The organism is Streptomyces sp. MI02-7b (assembly GCF_033793585.1).
Classification (GTDB): domain Bacteria; phylum Actinomycetota; class Actinomycetes; order Streptomycetales; family Streptomycetaceae; genus Actinacidiphila.
In genome coordinates, this window is record NZ_JARAWX010000044.1 from 17,916 (window position 1) to 34,325 (window position 16,410).

General features: G+C 71.9%; 22 protein-coding genes. 13 read left to right on the forward strand and 9 right to left on the reverse strand.

Annotation, left to right across the window (positions count from 1 at the left end; genetic code table 11):
- Nucleotides 1-213: 213 nt before the first annotated feature.
- Nucleotides 214-489 (forward strand): hypothetical protein, encoded by a 276-nt coding sequence (locus PV364_RS39140; protein ID WP_319665709.1) that lies wholly within the window; start codon nt 214-216, stop codon nt 487-489.
- On the opposite strand, the gene PV364_RS39145 is transcribed toward PV364_RS39140, so the two are convergent.
- On the reverse strand, nt 453-1,775 hold the full coding sequence (locus PV364_RS39145; RefSeq protein WP_319665710.1) for an RNA polymerase sigma factor: 1,323 nt from the start codon (nt 1,773-1,775) through the stop codon (nt 453-455). The genes PV364_RS39140 and PV364_RS39145 overlap by 37 nt on opposite strands.
- Nucleotides 1,776-1,836: 61 nt before the next feature.
- On the reverse strand, nt 1,837-2,202 hold the full coding sequence (locus PV364_RS39150; protein ID WP_319665711.1) for a YciI family protein: 366 nt from the start codon (nt 2,200-2,202) through the stop codon (nt 1,837-1,839).
- A 380-nt stretch (nt 2,203-2,582) separates the two neighbouring features.
- Here PV364_RS39150 and PV364_RS39155 point away from each other — a divergent pair, with 380 nt between their 5' ends.
- Nucleotides 2,583-3,914 carry a polysialyltransferase family glycosyltransferase gene (locus tag PV364_RS39155; protein WP_319665712.1) on the forward strand — a complete coding sequence of 444 codons (1,332 nt, stop codon included), beginning with the start codon at nt 2,583-2,585 and terminating at the stop codon, nt 3,912-3,914.
- A gap of 9 nt (nt 3,915-3,923) precedes the next feature.
- Here PV364_RS39155 and PV364_RS39160 read toward each other — a convergent pair whose 3' ends face one another.
- The gene (locus PV364_RS39160) at nt 3,924-4,403 is read right to left on the reverse strand and encodes a hypothetical protein (RefSeq protein ID WP_319665713.1); all 480 of its coding nucleotides are present in this window, start codon (nt 4,401-4,403) and stop codon (nt 3,924-3,926) included.
- Between the two features lie 620 nt (nt 4,404-5,023).
- Between PV364_RS39160 and PV364_RS39165 the strand changes: the two genes are divergently transcribed.
- Nucleotides 5,024-5,470: a helix-turn-helix transcriptional regulator gene (locus PV364_RS39165; protein ID WP_319665714.1), complete on the forward strand. Its 447-nt coding sequence runs from the start codon at nt 5,024-5,026 to the stop codon at nt 5,468-5,470.
- A gap of 288 nt (nt 5,471-5,758) precedes the next feature.
- The gene (locus tag PV364_RS39170) at nt 5,759-6,019 is read left to right on the forward strand and encodes a hypothetical protein (RefSeq protein ID WP_319665715.1); all 261 of its coding nucleotides are present in this window, start codon (nt 5,759-5,761) and stop codon (nt 6,017-6,019) included.
- Nucleotides 6,020-6,095: 76 nt separating this feature from the next.
- Here the strand turns inward: PV364_RS39170 and PV364_RS39175 are convergent, their stop codons facing one another.
- Together PV364_RS39175 and PV364_RS39180 are read right to left on the reverse strand one after the other, a co-directional pair.
- Nucleotides 6,096-6,449, reverse strand: coding sequence for a hypothetical protein (locus tag PV364_RS39175; protein ID WP_319665716.1), 354 nt, complete (start codon nt 6,447-6,449; stop codon nt 6,096-6,098).
- A 295-nt stretch (nt 6,450-6,744) separates the two neighbouring features.
- Complete coding sequence (locus tag PV364_RS39180) at nt 6,745-7,101, reverse strand: hypothetical protein (RefSeq protein WP_319665717.1); 357 nt, start codon at nt 7,099-7,101, stop codon at nt 6,745-6,747.
- Between the two features lie 268 nt (nt 7,102-7,369).
- On the opposite strand from PV364_RS39180, the gene PV364_RS39185 reads away from it, so the two are divergent.
- The 7 genes from PV364_RS39185 to PV364_RS39215 all read left to right on the forward strand — a co-directional run bounded on the left by PV364_RS39185 (nt 7,370) and on the right by PV364_RS39215 (nt 11,870).
- Nucleotides 7,370-7,585: a hypothetical protein gene (locus PV364_RS39185; RefSeq protein WP_319665718.1), complete on the forward strand. Its 216-nt coding sequence runs from the start codon at nt 7,370-7,372 to the stop codon at nt 7,583-7,585.
- 44 nt (nt 7,586-7,629) lie between these two features.
- A complete protein-coding gene (locus PV364_RS39190; RefSeq protein WP_319665719.1) occupies nt 7,630-7,842 on the forward strand; it encodes a hypothetical protein in 213 nt (70 codons plus the stop codon).
- A 67-nt stretch (nt 7,843-7,909) separates the two neighbouring features.
- The gene (locus PV364_RS39195) at nt 7,910-9,754 is read left to right on the forward strand and encodes a hypothetical protein (protein ID WP_319665720.1); all 1,845 of its coding nucleotides are present in this window, start codon (nt 7,910-7,912) and stop codon (nt 9,752-9,754) included.
- A gap of 64 nt (nt 9,755-9,818) precedes the next feature.
- Complete coding sequence (locus PV364_RS39200; protein WP_319665721.1) at nt 9,819-10,511, forward strand: hypothetical protein; 693 nt, start codon at nt 9,819-9,821, stop codon at nt 10,509-10,511.
- A gap of 125 nt (nt 10,512-10,636) precedes the next feature.
- Nucleotides 10,637-10,939 carry a transposase gene (locus PV364_RS39205; protein WP_319665722.1) on the forward strand — a complete coding sequence of 101 codons (303 nt, stop codon included), beginning with the start codon at nt 10,637-10,639 and terminating at the stop codon, nt 10,937-10,939.
- Nucleotides 10,936-11,631, forward strand: coding sequence for an IS3 family transposase (locus tag PV364_RS39210; protein ID WP_319665740.1), 696 nt, complete (start codon nt 10,936-10,938; stop codon nt 11,629-11,631). Before PV364_RS39205 ends, PV364_RS39210 begins: the two co-directional genes overlap by 4 nt.
- Nucleotides 11,628-11,870 (forward strand): hypothetical protein, encoded by a 243-nt coding sequence (locus tag PV364_RS39215; protein ID WP_319665723.1) that lies wholly within the window; start codon nt 11,628-11,630, stop codon nt 11,868-11,870. Before PV364_RS39210 ends, PV364_RS39215 begins: the two co-directional genes overlap by 4 nt.
- A gap of 334 nt (nt 11,871-12,204) precedes the next feature.
- Here PV364_RS39215 and sodN read toward each other — a convergent pair whose 3' ends face one another.
- The gene (gene sodN / locus PV364_RS39220; protein WP_018563636.1) at nt 12,205-12,600 is read right to left on the reverse strand and encodes a superoxide dismutase, Ni; all 396 of its coding nucleotides are present in this window, start codon (nt 12,598-12,600) and stop codon (nt 12,205-12,207) included.
- A gap of 138 nt (nt 12,601-12,738) precedes the next feature.
- On the opposite strand from sodN, the gene sodX reads away from it, so the two are divergent.
- On the forward strand, nt 12,739-13,173 hold the full coding sequence (gene sodX, locus PV364_RS39225; protein WP_319665724.1) for a nickel-type superoxide dismutase maturation protease: 435 nt from the start codon (nt 12,739-12,741) through the stop codon (nt 13,171-13,173).
- On the opposite strand, the gene PV364_RS39230 is transcribed toward sodX, so the two are convergent.
- Nucleotides 13,077-13,706 (reverse strand): CGNR zinc finger domain-containing protein, encoded by a 630-nt coding sequence (locus PV364_RS39230; RefSeq protein WP_319665725.1) that lies wholly within the window; start codon nt 13,704-13,706, stop codon nt 13,077-13,079. The two genes, sodX and PV364_RS39230, sit on opposite strands and share 97 nt — an antisense overlap.
- A gap of 79 nt (nt 13,707-13,785) precedes the next feature.
- On the opposite strand from PV364_RS39230, the gene PV364_RS39235 reads away from it, so the two are divergent.
- A complete protein-coding gene (locus tag PV364_RS39235) occupies nt 13,786-14,547 on the forward strand; it encodes a class I SAM-dependent methyltransferase (RefSeq protein ID WP_319665726.1) in 762 nt (253 codons plus the stop codon).
- Nucleotides 14,548-14,630: 83 nt separating this feature from the next.
- On the opposite strand, the gene PV364_RS39240 is transcribed toward PV364_RS39235, so the two are convergent.
- Together PV364_RS39240 and PV364_RS39245 are read right to left on the reverse strand one after the other, a co-directional pair.
- Nucleotides 14,631-15,419: an amino acid ABC transporter ATP-binding protein gene (locus tag PV364_RS39240; protein WP_319665727.1), complete on the reverse strand. Its 789-nt coding sequence runs from the start codon at nt 15,417-15,419 to the stop codon at nt 14,631-14,633.
- Nucleotides 15,419-16,384, reverse strand: coding sequence for an amino acid ABC transporter permease (locus tag PV364_RS39245; protein ID WP_319665741.1), 966 nt, complete (start codon nt 16,382-16,384; stop codon nt 15,419-15,421). Before PV364_RS39245 ends, PV364_RS39240 begins: the two co-directional genes overlap by 1 nt.
- Nucleotides 16,385-16,410: the final 26 nt, after the last annotated feature.

Here is a 16,410-nt window from a genome sequence, read left to right on the forward strand (position 1 = left end):
CCGGCCCGGTTCCGCCGTGCCGCGGGGCGTACCCCGCAGGATGATGCCACGCGCCGTCCGGCCGCCCGGCGGCACCCGCCTCTCAATCGCCCTCGGTCAGGGGGGAGTTGACGCGCCCGCGTCCCGCATCCCGAGGGCCGCCACCGGGGGCGGGAGGCCGCCTCCCGCGTACGATGGAAGGACGCCATCGGCGAGCTGACGCGGGAGGCCGCGATGCGAACGCCCGGAACGCCGGAGACGCAGCAGACGCCACGGATGCCGGGGACGACGGGACTGCCGCGGACCGGACGCCACTGGGCGCCGGCCGCCGTCCTCGCCGCCGTCGCCGTGGTGGTCGCCCTGAGTACGGGCGTGCCCTTCGCCGCGGTGTTCATCCTCGCCGTCGCCCTGATGTGCCCGCTGCTGATGGCGATCATGCTGCACGCGCTCCGCGCCCCGCGCCGTGGCGGCTTTCAGGTCCGGCCGCCGGACTCCCCGTCACGGGGCTGAGCCGCCGACGAGGCACGTCCCAGCAGCAGCGCGCGCTCCCGTTCGTTGCGCGTGAGCTCCGCGGCACGCAGGAACTCCGCGCGCGCCTCGTCGTGCCGGCCCAGGCGCTCCAGCAGGTCGCCCCGCACGCTCGGCAGCAGGTGGTACGCGCGCAGCGCGGGCTCCTCCGTGAGCCGGTCGACGACCGCCAGCCCTTCCTGCGGGCCGTACGCCATGGTGACCGCGACCGCCCGGTTCAGCTCCACCACCGGGGACGGTGCACGTGCCGCCAGGACCCCGTACAGGTCCGCGATACGCCGCCAGTCGGTGTCCTGCGCGCGTGCCGCCCGGGCGTGGCATGCGGCGATGGCCGCCTGCAGCGCGTACGGCCCGGGCGGGCCGCCGGCCGCGTCGGAGCGGGCCAGGGCGGCGAAACCGCGGCGGATCAGCAGCCGGTCCCAGCGCCGCCGGTCCTGGTCGACCAGCAGCACCGGCTCGCCGTCCGGGCCCGTCCTGGCGGCGGCGCGGGAGGCCTGGATCTCCATCAGCGCGACCAGCCCGTGAACCTCGGGCTCCTTGGGCATCAGGCCCGCCAGCAGCCTTCCCAGGCGCAACGCGTCCTCGCACAGCGCCGGGCGCATCCAGTCGTCCCCGGCGGTCGCCGAGTACCCCTCGTTGAAGACTAGGTAGATGACCTCCAGCACCGAGGACAGCCGCTCGACCCGCTCCGGTCCCTGCGGCTGCTCGAAGGGCACCTCCGCCTTCGCCAGGTTCCGCTTCGCCCGCACGATGCGCTGTGCGACGGTCGCCTCGGGCACCAGGAAGGCCCGCGCGATCTCGGCGGTCGTCAGCCCGCCCAGCAGCCGCAGGGTGAGCGCCACCCGTGCCTCGGTGGACACCACCGGGTGGCAGGCGGTGAAGACCAGCCGGAGCAGGTCGTCCTCGATGTCGTCGTCCGCCGCCGCCTCGGCCGCCGCGAAGCCGGCCTCGGACTCCGGCGGGCGCGCCTCCAGGGCGTGCCCCAGCTCCTCCAGCTTGCGCGCGAAGACCTCCTTGCGGCGGACGAGGTCGATCGCGCGGCGCTTGGCCGCGGCCGTCAGCCAGGCGCCGGGGTTGGCCGGGACGCCGTCCCGCGGCCACTGCTCCAAGGCGGCCACCAGGGCGTCCTGGGCCAGCTCCTCGGCGACGCCGATGTCGCGCACGATGCGCGCGACAGCGGCGATCACCCGGGCCGACTCGATCCGCCACACCGCGTCGATCGCTCGGCGGGCGTCATCTGAGCCAGAAGCCGTACCGGTCACAGCCACCCATCAGAGCAGCCGCCCCGGGCAGCCGCAACCCGTTCGGCGGAGCGGCGCGCCCCCGCCCTCAAGCGAGCTCCGGGGCCTCCTCCATCTGGCGAACCTCGCAGGTGAGCTCCCATTCGTCGCCGTGCACCTGGAGGAACCGCTTGGTCCACTCCAGCGCCTCCTCCTTCGACTTCGCCTGGACGATCGCATAGCCGCCGATGAACTCCTTCGACTCGGCGAAGGGCCCGTCGGTCACGGTGAGCTCGCCGTGGTCCCAGTGCATCCGGAAGCCCTCGGCCGGCGGGCGCAGCCCGGCGGTGTCCAGCAGCACGCCGGCCGCGGACATCTCCTCGATGAGCTTGCCCATGTCCTCCATCAGCCGCTCGCTCGGGCCGCCCGCCGGGACCTTGTCCTCGTTGATCAGGATCAGGGACATGAAACGCATTGCCGTACTCCTCGGTGTCGGTCGTTCTCGTGCTGTTCCGGCGGGGCCGCGGCCCCGCTTCTGCATACGCGTCGAACGGGCGGCACACGGATCGACACGTCGGCCGAGGATTTTTTCCAAGCGGCACCCGGCGCTACCCGGCGGTACCCGCCGGCCGTGCTCCCCGGCGGCGGAGCGGGCCAGGACCACGAGGGCGGGCAAACGGGTGACGTGCGCGTAAGCCGTCCGTACAGGGGTCACCCGGTCCGGTGATATCCGGCAGCCCGGCTTGGTCCGGGGGGAGCCGGGCCGTGATGCTGAGCAGGAAGCGGCTGCGCCCGGACCAGACGCCGCGCCGGGTGCGCGGCGGGCGTGCGCCCGGCATGAAGGAATTGTCCTAGATGATCCAGATCTTCTTCGCGGCGACCCAGTACGCGGCGGCGACCGTCACGGCGGCCGTCCGGGCGGGGCTGTTCGGCCCGCGCGAGGGGCACCGCCGCCTCCTCGTGGTGAGCAACACCTCGGCCATCCCCGAACTGACCACGCCCCTGGACCGGATGGCCGGTTTCGAGGAGCTGCGCCCGGAGTTCGACGCGGTGCACTCCTGGAACGAGACCATCGCCCCGCACCACCCGGTCGGCTGGTCCCCCCGCGAGCAGGACCTCACCGTGTGGGAAAGGGCGCTGCGCCTGGCCTGGGACCTCGGGGACGGCCCCGTCGAGATCGCCTGCGAGTCGCTGCAGGCCAACCCCTCCCGCGCGGCGGCCGAGATCTTCGCCGAGAGCACGATCCACGTGTACGCCGACGGCCTGATGAGCTACGGCCCCACCCGTGACCGACTGCCCGGCGGCATCGCCTGCCGCGTGGCGCGCCTGCTCCACCTCGACCTGCTCCCGGGACTGCGCCCCCTGCTGCTCTCCGAGTACGACGTCGAGGCGGTGCCGATCCCCGTCGAGACCTTCCTGCGCACGCTCTCCGGCATCGGCGCCGGCGCGCCGCCCGCGCCCGGCCGCTACACCGCGGTGCTCCTCGGCCAGTACCTGTCGGCGCTCGACCTCATCTCCGAAGGGGAGGAGGACGAGCTGCACGCGCGCATACTGCGCGGTGCGGTGGCCGCGGGCCACACCTCGGTGCTCTTCAAACCGCACCCCAGTGCCCCCGTGCACCAGTCGCGCTCCCTGGAGCGGGCGGCCGCGGAGCTCGGGGCGGAACTCACCGTCCTCGGCTCACCGGTGCTCGCCGAGACCCTCTTCGAACGGGACCGCCCCGAGCTCGTCGTGGGCTGCTTCTCGACGGCGCTGGTCACCGCCGCGTCCTTCTACGGCATCCCGGTCGCCCGGGTCGGCACCGAACTGCTGCTGGAACGGATCACCCCGTACGAGAACAGCAACCGCGTGCCGCTCACACTGATCGACGCCGCGCTGCCCGATCTGGAACGCGACACGGAGGTGGTGGGCAAGCCTCCCGCGCTCACCGGCGAGTTGGTCGCCGAACGACTCGCGCCGCTGATCCGAGCCGTCGGCTACTGCATGCAGGCGCGGGCCCATCCGGCACTCCGCCCGGACGCGGAGGCCTGGCTCACCGGCCATCAGGCGGGCCCCGCGCGGTACTTCAAGCGCCGCCGGCTGACCAGCCTGCGGCTCCCGGGCGGGGCGCCGGTCCGCGCCGAGGCGCTGCGCCGCCACCCGGCCGTGCGGCGCATCGTGCGTACGCTGCGGGCCGTCAGGAGCTGACCGCGGCGGTCAGCGGAGGGGCACCGGCAGCCGCCGCCGGGCGCCGGTGTCCGCGGCGAGCACCTCCATGCAGGCGATGAGGAGGAACGCCGGGCAGGTCAGGCGGACGCCGTCCCTGGGGTAGAGCCACACCGCCGGGTGCGGGGCGGCCCGGCGGGGGTCCCGTGCGGCCAGCCACGACCCGCGGGTGAGACGGCGCAGCCCCAACGGGGCCCATACGTCCTCGCCGTGGGGCGGCACAAGGAAGTAGAGGAAGCCGCAGCGGCGGTCCCACATGACCGGCCCCAGGGGCGCCGCGCTGTCCTGCAGCCGGGCGTGGATCTCGTGGCCGGGTCGCTCGGGGACGCGCACCGCGTCCCAGCGCACGCCGGCGGGCAGCAGCAGCACCCGGTTCCTGGCGCGCTCCCACGCGCGCAGCCGGCACGCCGTCCCACCGGTTCCCTGGGCGAGCCAGGCCGCGAGGGCGGGCCCGCAGAATTCGTCGCACATACCTCTCCCGGATCTGCCGCAAGTGATCAGCGTGAGCGCGAGGGACCGGCGCGAGGTGTCGGCAAAACACCGAAAGTCTGCTGTCGGCATGTGCTGTGAGCAATGCCCATGACGTTGAATCACTTGATCGGATGGAGCAAAAGCGGCCAGTTTTGGGCATCTGGGTTTCGCTGGGGTTGATCACCTCTAGATTCCGTCCGGATGCGGCGGGTGCCGGGCGTGACGTGCCGCATCGCGGGAGCGTTGAAGGTGCGGACGACGCGGCCGGAGTGCAGTTTTCGTGATGCTGCGGAGAATCGCCCCGGGGCGCGTGGAATCACTGTCAGGATTCCGGGACACGGACCGCCGTCGGAAGGAGGGCCGGCCCGGACGGACGGGGCGGACGGTGGTCCGCGCTGCGCTGTCCAGAAGTATTGGACGGCCCGTCTGGTCACGTTGGACGCTAGTGGCTGGAACGTCGTGCGGCAAGCATTTCGCGGCATTTGGGTCCGGACGGCGCCGCATGGAAGGGTGAAGGTGCAGGTGAGGGCGGCCGCAGCCGGGGCGAACCGCGGTGGCGGATATAGACTCGATCTCACTCGGACGGGTCAACCGACGTGCTAGCAGGAAGAATCCATCCCGTGGTGAACGCACTGCAGGAACTGATCAGGCGCCGGCTGGAGCAGCGGGGCTGGTCGTACGGCGAGGTGGCACGCCGGGGAGGTGTGCCGCGGTCGACCGTGCACCACCTGGCCACCAGCGCGCGGGTCACCAGGATGCCCCAGCAGTCCACCTTGGACGGACTGGCCCGGGGCCTGGAACTCCCGCTGGACGCCGTGCGCAGAGCCGCCGCCGAGGCCTGCGGGATCCACCTCTACTTCGCGGACGGCGCGGCGGCCGGCGGTGAGGGCGGCGCCGCCCCCGACCCCGAGGTCGCCACCCTGATCGCCAGTGTCCAGCGGCTGTCCGAGGCCGATCGCCGGCACGTCGCCGCTCTCGTGGAGTCCCTGCTGCGCAGCGCGCCCGGGCCGGAGTCCCGACCCGCGCCCGGTGCCGGCCCTGAGGCCGCCCCGGAGTCCTCGGGCTGACGTCCCGTCACAGCCGCTGCGGGAGCGGGAAGATGGGGACGCGGTTGGTGGACGGACAGGTACTGCCGATGGCCCGGACGGTCTGATGCAGCAGGGTGCTGATTTGGCCATTGCCGGGGGCCGCTGACCGGGGCATCCCCTCCGGAGCGGCATGCCCATGCCGGTTCTGCCGTGGTGTGTGGTGGTGAAGTAACCCAAGAAGGGACAAAGGGCGGGGGGAGCGGGGATATTCTCTCCAGTCCCGGGACGAGTGGTGGACCCCCGGAGCCTCCGGTGAGAGGGGTGCACGTGCTTTTCGTTCAAGGGGCGTCCGCGACCGCAGTCGTCCGCCACCGGACGGGAGAGTCCGTCGTCCTGCTTTCCGGCGAACTCCCCGCCGTGCTGACCCCGTCGAGTCTGAACGAACTGCTGAATCTGGCGGCGGCCGTTCTGGGCCCGGAGGAGATGGCGCTGTTCCGCAGCTGCCTGACCGCGCTGCGCTGCGGGGAGAAACTGCAGGAACGTCGCATCGAGGTCAGCGGCGCGGTCCTCACCGTCTACAGCAGCTGATCCCGCATCATGGCGGACAGGGGCGGGCCCCCGGGGGAATGCGCCCCCCGGGGGCCCGCCTCATGAGCCGGCGGGATCAGAAGCGCCCGCCACGGAACGCGTAGCTGCAGCCGCAGTCCCTCCCGTCGCGTCCGAACTCGAAGCGATCGCGTCCGAAGCCGAACCGATCACCCCCGCGGTCGTCCCAGCCCCGGCCGTGACCCCAGTGGTTGCTCCAGCGGTAGTAGGTCCACAGTCGGACACCGCCCCGGTGCTCCCCGCACCGGCCTCCGTGGTGGCCCCGGTCGAAGCCGCCCCGGCCGTAGCCGCCCTCGTCCCAGCCGCCGGTCACGGCGTGCGAGGGCGCGGCCTGGGCCGTGCCGGTGAGCGGCACGATCACCGCGACGGCTGCCAGAGCGGTCGTCGCAGCGGCCCGAGCGAGTTTTCTCATCGGTTTTCTCCTCACAGTGGATGAATTGCCGGATGGCCCGCCAGACGTTACTCGGCGACCGCACGGAATTCATTCGGCGACGGATGTCCTGGAGGCCGATCGGACGACCCTGCGAGGGGGGCGTTGACGAGCGGGAAAACCGCCTGTGAGCTTTGCCGTCGGCTGCTGGAAGGGCTTTCCGGGAACGGTCCCGGGAAACACACTCCAGGGTGACCGGTATTCGGCATGTCGGTCGTCCGGGGTGTTTTTGTAAATGCCCCGGAAATTCCGTCTGCCAAATTCCTCGTGATGTATTTCAGCTGCTGTGGACGGTGAGGACCGCGCCGCTGACCTCGATGCGACGTTCCTGCAGTTTCTCCCCGCAGCGCAGCGCGGTCAGGCAGCTGCGGAACAGCGCCATCTCCTCCGGGCCCAGAACGGCCGCCGCCAGATTCAGCAGTTCGTTCAGACTCGACGGGGTCAGCACGGCGGGGAGTTCGCCGGAAAGCAGGACGACGGACTCTCCCGTCCGGTGGCGGACGACTGCGGTCGCGGACGCCCCTTGAACGAAAAGCACGTGCACCCCTCTCACCGGAGGCTCGGTCGGCTCGTGCGCCTCGGAGATCGAGAGGATAGCCACCGTTTCGCCGGACTTCGCCGCTTCCGTGCGCACTTCCTCAGTTCGGGAAGCGGGCGGATTGACCCGTTCGGGTGATAACGGCGTGGCCGGGGGTGTGCGGCCGGCCGGCCATGCAGGGGCCTCCCACCAGTTGTTTCCCGTGTCAGGAAGCGCAGTTGACGCACCGTCGGAACCGGTGGCGACGCTTGCCGGGGGTGGGGTGCGCGGCTACTGTCCAACGCCGTCAGACAGTTCGTCCGGTGTGGATGGACGGATTCTGGGATCCGCTCCCTGCCCGCACCCCTCGTCCGAAGGAACCCCCATGCTCGACATGCGAGAGCTGGACACCGAGTCCGCGGAGCTGCTGCCCGGCCGCGAGGCCCTGGGCAAGCTCAAGTTCAGCTTCGTCAAGACGACGCACGTGACCAAGCACGTCGCGCACGTCGACGCCCACAACCAGTCGCTCGGCGTCAACGTCGACTCCCCGTACGCCGTCGCGCAGTCGCAGGCCACCCAGGCCATCAGCATCTGCCAGTAGTCCGCGGCCGCCGGCTCCACATCATCCGAGAGAGGTACCCGTTCATGAACAACGACCAGCTCGACGCCGAGTCCGCGGAGCTGCTGCCCGGCCGGGAGGCCCTGGGCAAGCTGAAGTTCAGCTTCGTCAAGACCACGCACGTGACCAAGCACGTGGCGCACGTCGAGGCCCACAACGACTCGCTCGCCGTGAACGTCGACTCGCCGTTCGCGGTCGCCCAGTCCGAGGCCACCCAGGCGATCAGCATCCGCCAGTAACGACACCCCGGATCCGTGCGGACCGCGCCCGGCGCGGTGCGGTCCGCCTCGGGAGGAAGAGCAGACGGTGCCCCACAGTCACAGGGCGGGCAGTCCCGGCCCCACGGGAACGGCGGTGTACGAGGCGGAGCAGAGCGTCCCCGCGTACGACACCGGCTTTCCGGTTCCGCGCCTCGGCGCGGGACTCCAACTCCTGGGCGAGTACCAGGGATCGGGCTTCACCGAGCCCCGCTACCTGGTCCGCCGGGGAGACGGGCAGGTCGTGCAGCTGAGCAGGCTGCTCTACCTGGTCGCCGGCGCCATCGACGGCCGCCGGGACACCGAGGCCGTCTCGCACCGGGTGAGCGGGCGGTTCGGCCGCGAGGTCAGCGCGGACAACATCCACTACCTGATCGAGCACAAGCTCCAGCCGCTCGGTGTCACCGTGCCGTTCGACCAGGAGGACGACAAGGTCAGCGGCCCGACCGCAGACCTGCTGCTGGTCCTCAAGGGCCACCGGGTGGTCCTGCGCGAGCGCCAGGTCGCCCGGATCGCGAGCGCCCTGGCCTGGCTGCACCGGCCACCGGTGGTCGCGCTGGTGCTCGGCGCGGCGGCGGTCATGGAGCTCTGGCTGTTCCTGGTGCACGGTGCGATGACACCGGTGCTCGAAGTGCTGGAACAGCCGGTGCTGATGCTGGTGGTGTTCGCGCTGACGGTGGCCTCCCTGGTCTTCCACGAGTTCGGGCACGCCTCGGCGTGCCGCTACAGCGGAGCACGGCCCGGTGCCATCGGCTGCGGGCTCTTCCTGATCTGGCCGTCCATGTACACCGACGTCACCGACGTCTACCGGATCGGCCGGGCCGGGCGCATGCGCACCGACCTGGGCGGCGTCTACTTCAACGTCGTCTTCATACTCGCCCTGGCCGGCGGGTACTTCGCCACCGGGCACTCCTTCTTCCTCGGCGCGATCTACCTCGCGCACTTCGAGATCGTCGAGCAGTTGATGCCGGCCGTGCGGCTCGACGGCTACTACATCCTCGGCGACCTGGCCGGGGTCCCCGACCTCTTCGGCAAGATCAAGCCCATCCTGCTCAGCATGCGGCCGGGCCGCCCGGTGCACCCGGACGTCGCCGACCTCAAGCGCTCCGCCCGGGTCATCGTCACCGCGTGGGTCGTCACCATGGTGCCGCTGCTGCTGGCCGAACTCGGCTACGTGCTGTGGAACCTGCCGCGCCTGCTGGCCACCAGCCTGCGGTCGCTGGCCGAGCAACTGGCCGGCACCTGGTTCGCCTTCGCCGACGGCGAGATCGCCGCGGGCCTGGTCGGCATCCTCGGCAGCCTCATGCTGATCTGCCCGCTGGCCGGCGCGGCCTATCTGTCGGTCCGCCTGGGCGGGCGGCTGGTCCGCGCCGTGGTCCGCGCCACCGAGGGCAACCTGCGGCTGCGGCTGGCCCTGGCCGGGGCCGTCCTGGCGGGAGGCGCCGCGCTGTGCGGCGCGTGGCTGGGCGGTGTGACCCCCAAGCCGCTGCCGCCGCAGCCGCCGATCGCGCCGATCCTGCAGCCCGGGGTGCCGGAGATCCGGCCGCTGCGCACGGTCGCCCCCTCGCCGCTGCCCAGCACGACCCCGCCCTCGCCGCCCCCGGCGGCGAGCACCGTGCCCCTGACGGCCGAGCCGTCCGCGTCACCGTCGCCGAGCGCCTCCTCCTCCGCTCCGCCGACGCCCAGCGCCTCCCCCTCGGCCGTCAGGACCTCCGCCACGCCGCGGCCCACCCGCAGCGGCCCGACCCCCAGCGGCAGCTGGACCTCCGCCACGGCCGGGCCCAGTCCGTCCGAGGGCTCGCCCAGCGCCTCGCCCTCGGAGTCGCAGACGCCGTCGGTGCCGCCGTCCACCCCGCCGTTCACGTTCAGCAGCCCCGCGCCCTTCCCCTCGTGACGCGCGGCCGGTTCCAGCCACCTGTCGCACCCTCCCCTTCCGCACACCCGTACAGGAGAAGCACGTGACGCACCGAAAGCCCCGCACCGGCACGTTCGGCCGCAAGGCCGTCGGGCCGGTCATGCTGGCCACCGCAGGACTGGCCGCCCTCGCCACCGCGGCCCCGGCCGGCGCGATCGTGGCACCGCGGTCGGCCGTCCCCCGCGATGTCGCCGCCGCCGTGGACGAGGCCCACACGCTGGCCAACCGCGCCCACCGGGTCCAGTACGACGACTCGTTCTCCCTCCACGAGTACGGTCCCCTGGTCGCCGCCGCCGCGCACAACCGGGCGGTCGCCGCCTCCGTCGGCTGCTCGCTCGACCGTCCGTGCCGGTCGGTCGCCCTGTCCTTCCAGATCGTCACCACGTCCGGGGTGGACATCCGGCGGATCACCGCCACGAACATCAGCCGCGCCGTCAACGAGCACTGCGCCGGCTGCCAGACCTTCGCCGGCGCCTACCAGTTCATCGTCGCGACCCCGCGCCCGCTCGTACTGGGCCGGGCCGACCGCGCCCGGCTCGCCGACGTGCGCCGCCGGCTGGCCGCGCTGGAGCGCTGCGACGACTCCGCCGACGTGGTGGAACGCCGGGCCGACGCCCTGGCCGCGGAGGTGAGGGCGATCCTCGGACGCGCGGCGGACGCCGTGCCGGCCGGACGCGGCGTCAGCCCGCTGAGCGACTTCCAGCCCACCGTCAGCATGCGCCGCCACGTCAGCTGAAACGTTTCCCGAACTCCCGAACTCCCGACTCCCGGACCGGGGCCCGCCCGCACACACCCCCTTACCCCCAGGGCGGGCCCCGGTCCGGGGCACACCCCGAACCGGCTCCCCCCGGAGGAAAAGAAGTGCCCAGTCGCCGTTACCCGCCCGAGCTGCGCCGCAAGGCCCTCGATCTGCTGACCGCCGGTGAGCCCGTGCGGAAGGTCGCCGACGTACTCGACCTCAGCGACCAGACGGTCTACCAGTGGCGGCGCACCCACCTGCCGCACCTGGGCAGGAAGCGCCGGCAGCCGACGACCGGCGCCGAGCTCAGCGCGGCGCGCAGGCGCATCAGCGAGCTGGAGACCGAACTGGCCGTGCACCGGCGCGCGACGGAACTGCTGCGCGATGTGGTGTCCCCAAAAGGCGTTTCGAGGCCGTGCACATGATGGCGGGGGAGGGGCTGCCGGTCCGCACCGCCACCCGCGTGCTCGGCACCTCCGAGTCGGGCTACTTCACCTGGCGCAACCGCACTCCCTCGGCCCGCTCCCTGCGCCACGCATGGCTCACCGACCTCATCACCTCGATCCACACCGCCTCCCGCGGCACCTTCGGGTACCGCCGTGTCCACGAGGAACTGTTGCTGCGGCACGGGGTCTCGGTCAGCCACGGCACGGTGGAACTGCTCATGCGCCGGGCCGGTCTGCAGGGCAGGTCCGGCGTTCCCGGACGGCTGTGGGTGACCGACGCCGTCTCGCTGCCGACCCGGCAGGGCGACGTGCTGTGCGTGGTCGTCCTGGAGGCCCACAGCCGCCGGCTGATGGGCTGGAGCACGGGGCCGGCACCCGCCGCCGGGGTCGCCGCGGACGCTCTGAGCAGGGCCGTCCTGCGCGACGCGCCACCCGCGGACGCGGGTCAGGAGAGCGAGCGTGCCCCCCTCGTCACGCTCGTCTTCACCGACCGGGCGCACGCGGGCGGACTGGCCCCGCCCACCGGTCTGGTGGCCGACCGCGCCGACCACGCGGTGGTCGCGGCCTTCTGGTCCCGGGTCTACAACGAACTCGTCGGCCACCGGGAATGGCACAGCAGGCCGGAACTCACCGGCGCCCTGTCCGACTACTTCGAGGGGATCCGCGCATGACCGTGGAGCGACCGACGCCGCCGCTGCCGATCTCCTCGTCGCTGCGGCAGCACATCCGGCCGGGGCAGACCCTGCCCGCCACCCAGGCCCACCAGGTCATGCTGCACTGCGCGCTGGACGCCGCCGGGGTCCGCATGCGCGGCGACGACGCCTGGGCCGTCGCCCGCATCGCCGAACTGGACTTTCCGACGGTCAACGCCGTGATCTGCTGGCTGCGTTCCAGACCGGCGGCGTCCTAGATGCGGGCGGTCCTCCGTGGGCGGCGGGGTTCGCGCCCGTTCCGGCCGGGCCGCGGCGTCCTGCCGCGCGCCACCCGCCTGGTCCGACGTCTCGCCGGGGCGCGCCGCCGGCCGCCGGCCCCCGAGCCGCTGCTGCCCATGACCGTCCTGTGCGTCCTGGACGAGCTGGCATTCCTGCGCCGAGTGCGCGGCACCCCTTCCCCGGTGCCGCCGCCGGGCGTCCGCGACCGCGGGTGAACCCGCCCCGGGGAGCCCGCGCCTGACGGCGTGTGGTGCCGGGAACGCCGAGCGCCCGGCCGCCGAAGCGGCCGGGCGCGCACCTGCCGTTGCCAGGTCAGGCCTTCTTCGTCTCCTGGAAGATGGCGTCGATCTGGTCGATCAGGTCCAGCAGCTTCTGGCCCGTCGCCGGGTCGGTCGACGCCTTGGCGGCGCTGCCGGCCTTCAGCGCGTCGTTGAAGAGCTGGTGCAGCTGGGGGTACTTCTCGAAGTGCGGGGCCTTGAAGTAGTCGCTCCACAGCACCGAGAGGTGGTGCTTGACGAGCTCCGCACGCTGCTCCTTGATGACGATGGCGCGCGCGCGGAAGTGCGGGTCCTCGTTGGCCTGGTACTTCTCCTGGACCGCCTTGACGGACTGCGCCTCGATGCGGGCCTGGGCCGGGTCGTAAACGCCGCAGGGCAGGTCGCAGTGGGCGCTGACCTTCACCTTGGGCGCGAACAGGCGAGCGAGCATGACTGTCCTTCCTCGTGATCGTCTTTCCACGAGCGAGATTACTCCCTGTCCGGGTGGTTTTCTCGGGGCCCCTTGGTGCTTAGGACAAAAGTCTGGTGACACCCTGGGCTGGTGGAGGACGGGACGAGGAGGCGGAGCATGCGGGAGCCGGGGGCTGGGCAGAGGAGGAGAGTGCCGTTCCAGCTGGTCGAGGTCACAGGTCCGTCGATGGCGCCGACACTGGTCCACGGCGACTGGTTGCTCGTGCGCCACGTCGCGGGCGCCGACGAGGTCCGCGAGGGCGAAGTCGTGGTGCTGCGCCATCCGCTGCAGCAGGACCTGCTCATCGTCAAACGCGCCGTGGAGCGGCGCGAAGGCGGCTGGTGGGTGCTGGGCGACAACACCTTCGTGGAGAACGACAGCCGGGAGTTCGGCACCGTCCCGGACGAGCTGGTGCTCGCCCGGGGGCTCGGCCGGTTCCGGCCGCCGATCGAGGTTCAGCGCTCGGTGGCCGGTGTGGCGGGCTGGGTGGCGTCGTCGGTGCGGCCGCTGAGGGCGGACCGGTCGTTCTCCAGACGCTTGCGGGCGCGGTAGGCCGCGACGTTGGCCCGGGTGGCGCAGCGGTCGGAGCAGTAGCGGCGCGAGTGGTTGGTCGAGGTGTCGATGTAGGCGTTGCGGCAGGAGGCGGCCTGGCAGATGCCGAGCCGGTCCACCCCCAGGTCGGTGAGCTGGAACGCCAGGCCCATGCAGGCGGTCGCGGCGTAGGAGGCGGTCGCGGTGGCCGCGTGCTCGGCCAGGTGCATGTGCCAGTCGGGCCGGCCGCTCTCGTCCAGGTGCTCGTGCCCGGAGATCTGCGGGCTGACCGGGAACTCCAGCAGCAGTGAGTTGAGCAGGTCCACGGCCCGCACCTCGTCGCCCTCGGAGGCGGCTTCGAAGACCCCCCGCAGCCGGGTGCGCACGCCGCGCAGCCGCTGCACATCGGCCTCCGTGACCCGGGCCGCCGCCAGGCTGGACGGGCCGAACAGGGTCCTCACGGCGTCCACCGACGTCAGGGTGTCGATGCCGCGCTCGGGTTCCTCGCTGTTCACCAGGCGCGAGGCGAGATCTGAGTAATGGGCCAGTTCCACTTGTAGTCCTTACGCCCGCGCTCTAAGGTCGGTAATGGCTGATCTGGCTGTCAGGGTATTACATCTGGAGGGGATCCGTATGTCCGAAACCACCGCGCCGGCTGACTGGCAGGCCTGGCAGGACAGCTGGGACCGGCAGCAGGAGTGGTACCTCCCGGACCGCGAGGAGCGTTTCCGGGTCATGCTCGACATGGTCGGGGCCCTGGCCGGCCCGGAGCCCCGGGTGCTGGACCTCGCGTGCGGCACCGGCAGTATCTCCGACCGCCTGCTGCGCCGCTTCCCCGGGGCGACGTCCACCGGTGTCGACCTCGACCCGGCGCTGCTCACCATCGCCCGCGGCCACTTCGCCGGCGAACAGCGCGTCGAGTTCGTCACCGCGGACCTGCGCGACCCGCAATGGCCGGCCCGGCTGCCGCACGGCCGATACGACGCCGTCCTCACCGCCACCGCCCTGCACTGGCTCAAGCCGGAGCCGCTGCGCGCCCTGTACGGCACCCTCGCCGGGCTGCTGCGCGAGGGCGGCGTGCTGATGAACGCCGACCACATGCCCGACGCCTCCACCCCGCGGATCAACGCCGCCGTCCGCGCCCTCGACCACGCCCGCCGCGACCGCGAGAGGACCGAGGGCGCTCTGGACTGGGAGCAGTGGTGGGCCACCGCCAAGGCCGACCCGCTGCTCGCCGGCCCCACCGAGGAGCGCTACGCGATCTACGGCTCCCACGCGGACGGCGACGAGCTGCCGCCCTCCTGGCACGTCGCGGCGCTGCGCGAGGCGGGCTTCGCCGAGGCGCGCGAGGTGTGGCGTTCGGCGACGGACGCGATCGTCCTCGGGCTGCGCTGACCCGGACGTCCGGGAAAGGACGAGGGACGGCGCCGCCGGGCGCCGTCCCTCGTCGTCGTTGTTCCCGTGCCCGGGTGCTCCGGTCAGAGCACCTTGGAAAGGAACGCCTTGGTGCGGTCGTGCCGCGGGTTGGTCAGCACGTCGCGGGGGTGGCCGGACTCGACCACCACACCGTCGTCCATGAAGACGAGCGCGTCGCCGACCTCGCGGGCGAAGCCCATCTCGTGCGTCACGACGATCATCGTCATGCCGTCCTCGGCGAGCCCGCGCATGACGTCCAGGACGTCGCCGACCAGCTCCGGGTCGAGCGCGGAGGTCGGCTCGTCGAAGAGCATCAGCTTCGGCTCCATCGCCAGCGCGCGGGCGATCGCCACGCGCTGCTGCTGTCCGCCGGACAGCTGCGAGGGATAGCTTCCCGCCTTGTCGCCGAGACCGACCCGGTCCAGCAGCCGCTCGGCCCGCTCGCGGGCGACGGCCTTGGACTCCTTCTTCACGCGCACCGGTGCCTCGATGATGTTCTCCATCGCGGTCATGTGCGGGAAGAGGTTGAAGCGCTGGAAGACCATCCCGATGTCGCGGCGCTTGGCGGCGACCTCGCGGTCCTTGAGCTCGTAGAGCTTGTCGCCCTTCTGCCGGTAGCCGACGAGTTCGCCGTCGACCGACAGCCGTCCCGCGCTGATCTGCTCCAGGTGGTTGATGCAGCGCAGGAAGGTGGACTTGCCCGAGCCGGACGGGCCGATCAGGCAGAAGACCTCACGGGGCGCGACCTCCAGGTCGATGCCCTTGAGGATGTGGGCCGGGCCGAAGTACTTGTGCACCGCCTCGGCCTTGACCATGGGACGGCCGCCGGTGCCCTCGCTGAAGTCGGTCATCAGGCACCTCCCGCTACCGGGCTGCGGCGGACGGAGCCCAGGTTCTGCTTGATCCGCTGCCACGGGGTGGGCGGCAGGTTGCGTGTCGTGCCCCGCGCGTAGCGGCGCTCCAGGTAGTACTGGCCGACGGAGAACACCGAGGTGAGCACCAGGTACCAGACCGCGGCGAGGAAGAGCATCTCGACCGTGGCGCCGGTGGTGTTGCCGATGTCGGTGGTGGAGCGCAGCAGTTCCGCGTACTGCGCGGCCTGTGCCGCCAGCGACGAGGTCTTCAGCATGTTGATGAACTCGTTGCCGGTCGGCGGCACGATCACCCGCATCGCCTGCGGCAGCACCACGCGGCGCAGGTTCTGGCTTTGGGTCATGCCGAGCGCGTGGGACGCCTCGGTCTGGCCCTCGTCGACGGACTGGATGCCCGCCCGCACGATCTCCGACATGTACGCGGCCTCGTTCAGCCCCAGGCCCAGCAGAGCGGCCATGAACGGGGTCATGAACTGGTTCATCTCGTCCTTGTAGAAGCCGAGATTGACGACCGGGAAGATCAGCGCCAGGTTGAACCAGATCAGCAGCTGGACGTAGACCGGGGTGCCGCGGAAGAACCAGATGTAGCCCCAGGCCACCGAGGAGGTGACCGGGTTCTTCGACAGGCGCATCACGGCGAGGACGATGCCCAGCAGCAGGCCGACGAGCATGGCGACGACCGTGATGATCACGGTGTTGCGCAGGCCCTTGAGGACGGCCGAGTCGAACAGGAAGTCCGGGATGGCCGCGTAGTTGATGTTCGCGTTGGCGAACGCGTTGACGAGCAGGCCCAGCACCGCGAGCACCGCCACCGCGGCGACCCACCGGCCGTAGTGCCGCACGGGGATCGCCTTGATGGCCTCGGGGTGGGAGGTCACGGTGACGGGGGGCCCGGCCGGTGTGCCGGCCGGGACCGCCTTCTCCTCGTCGTTCGGTTCTGACATGTCAGACATGGGGAGTGCCTCCTGCG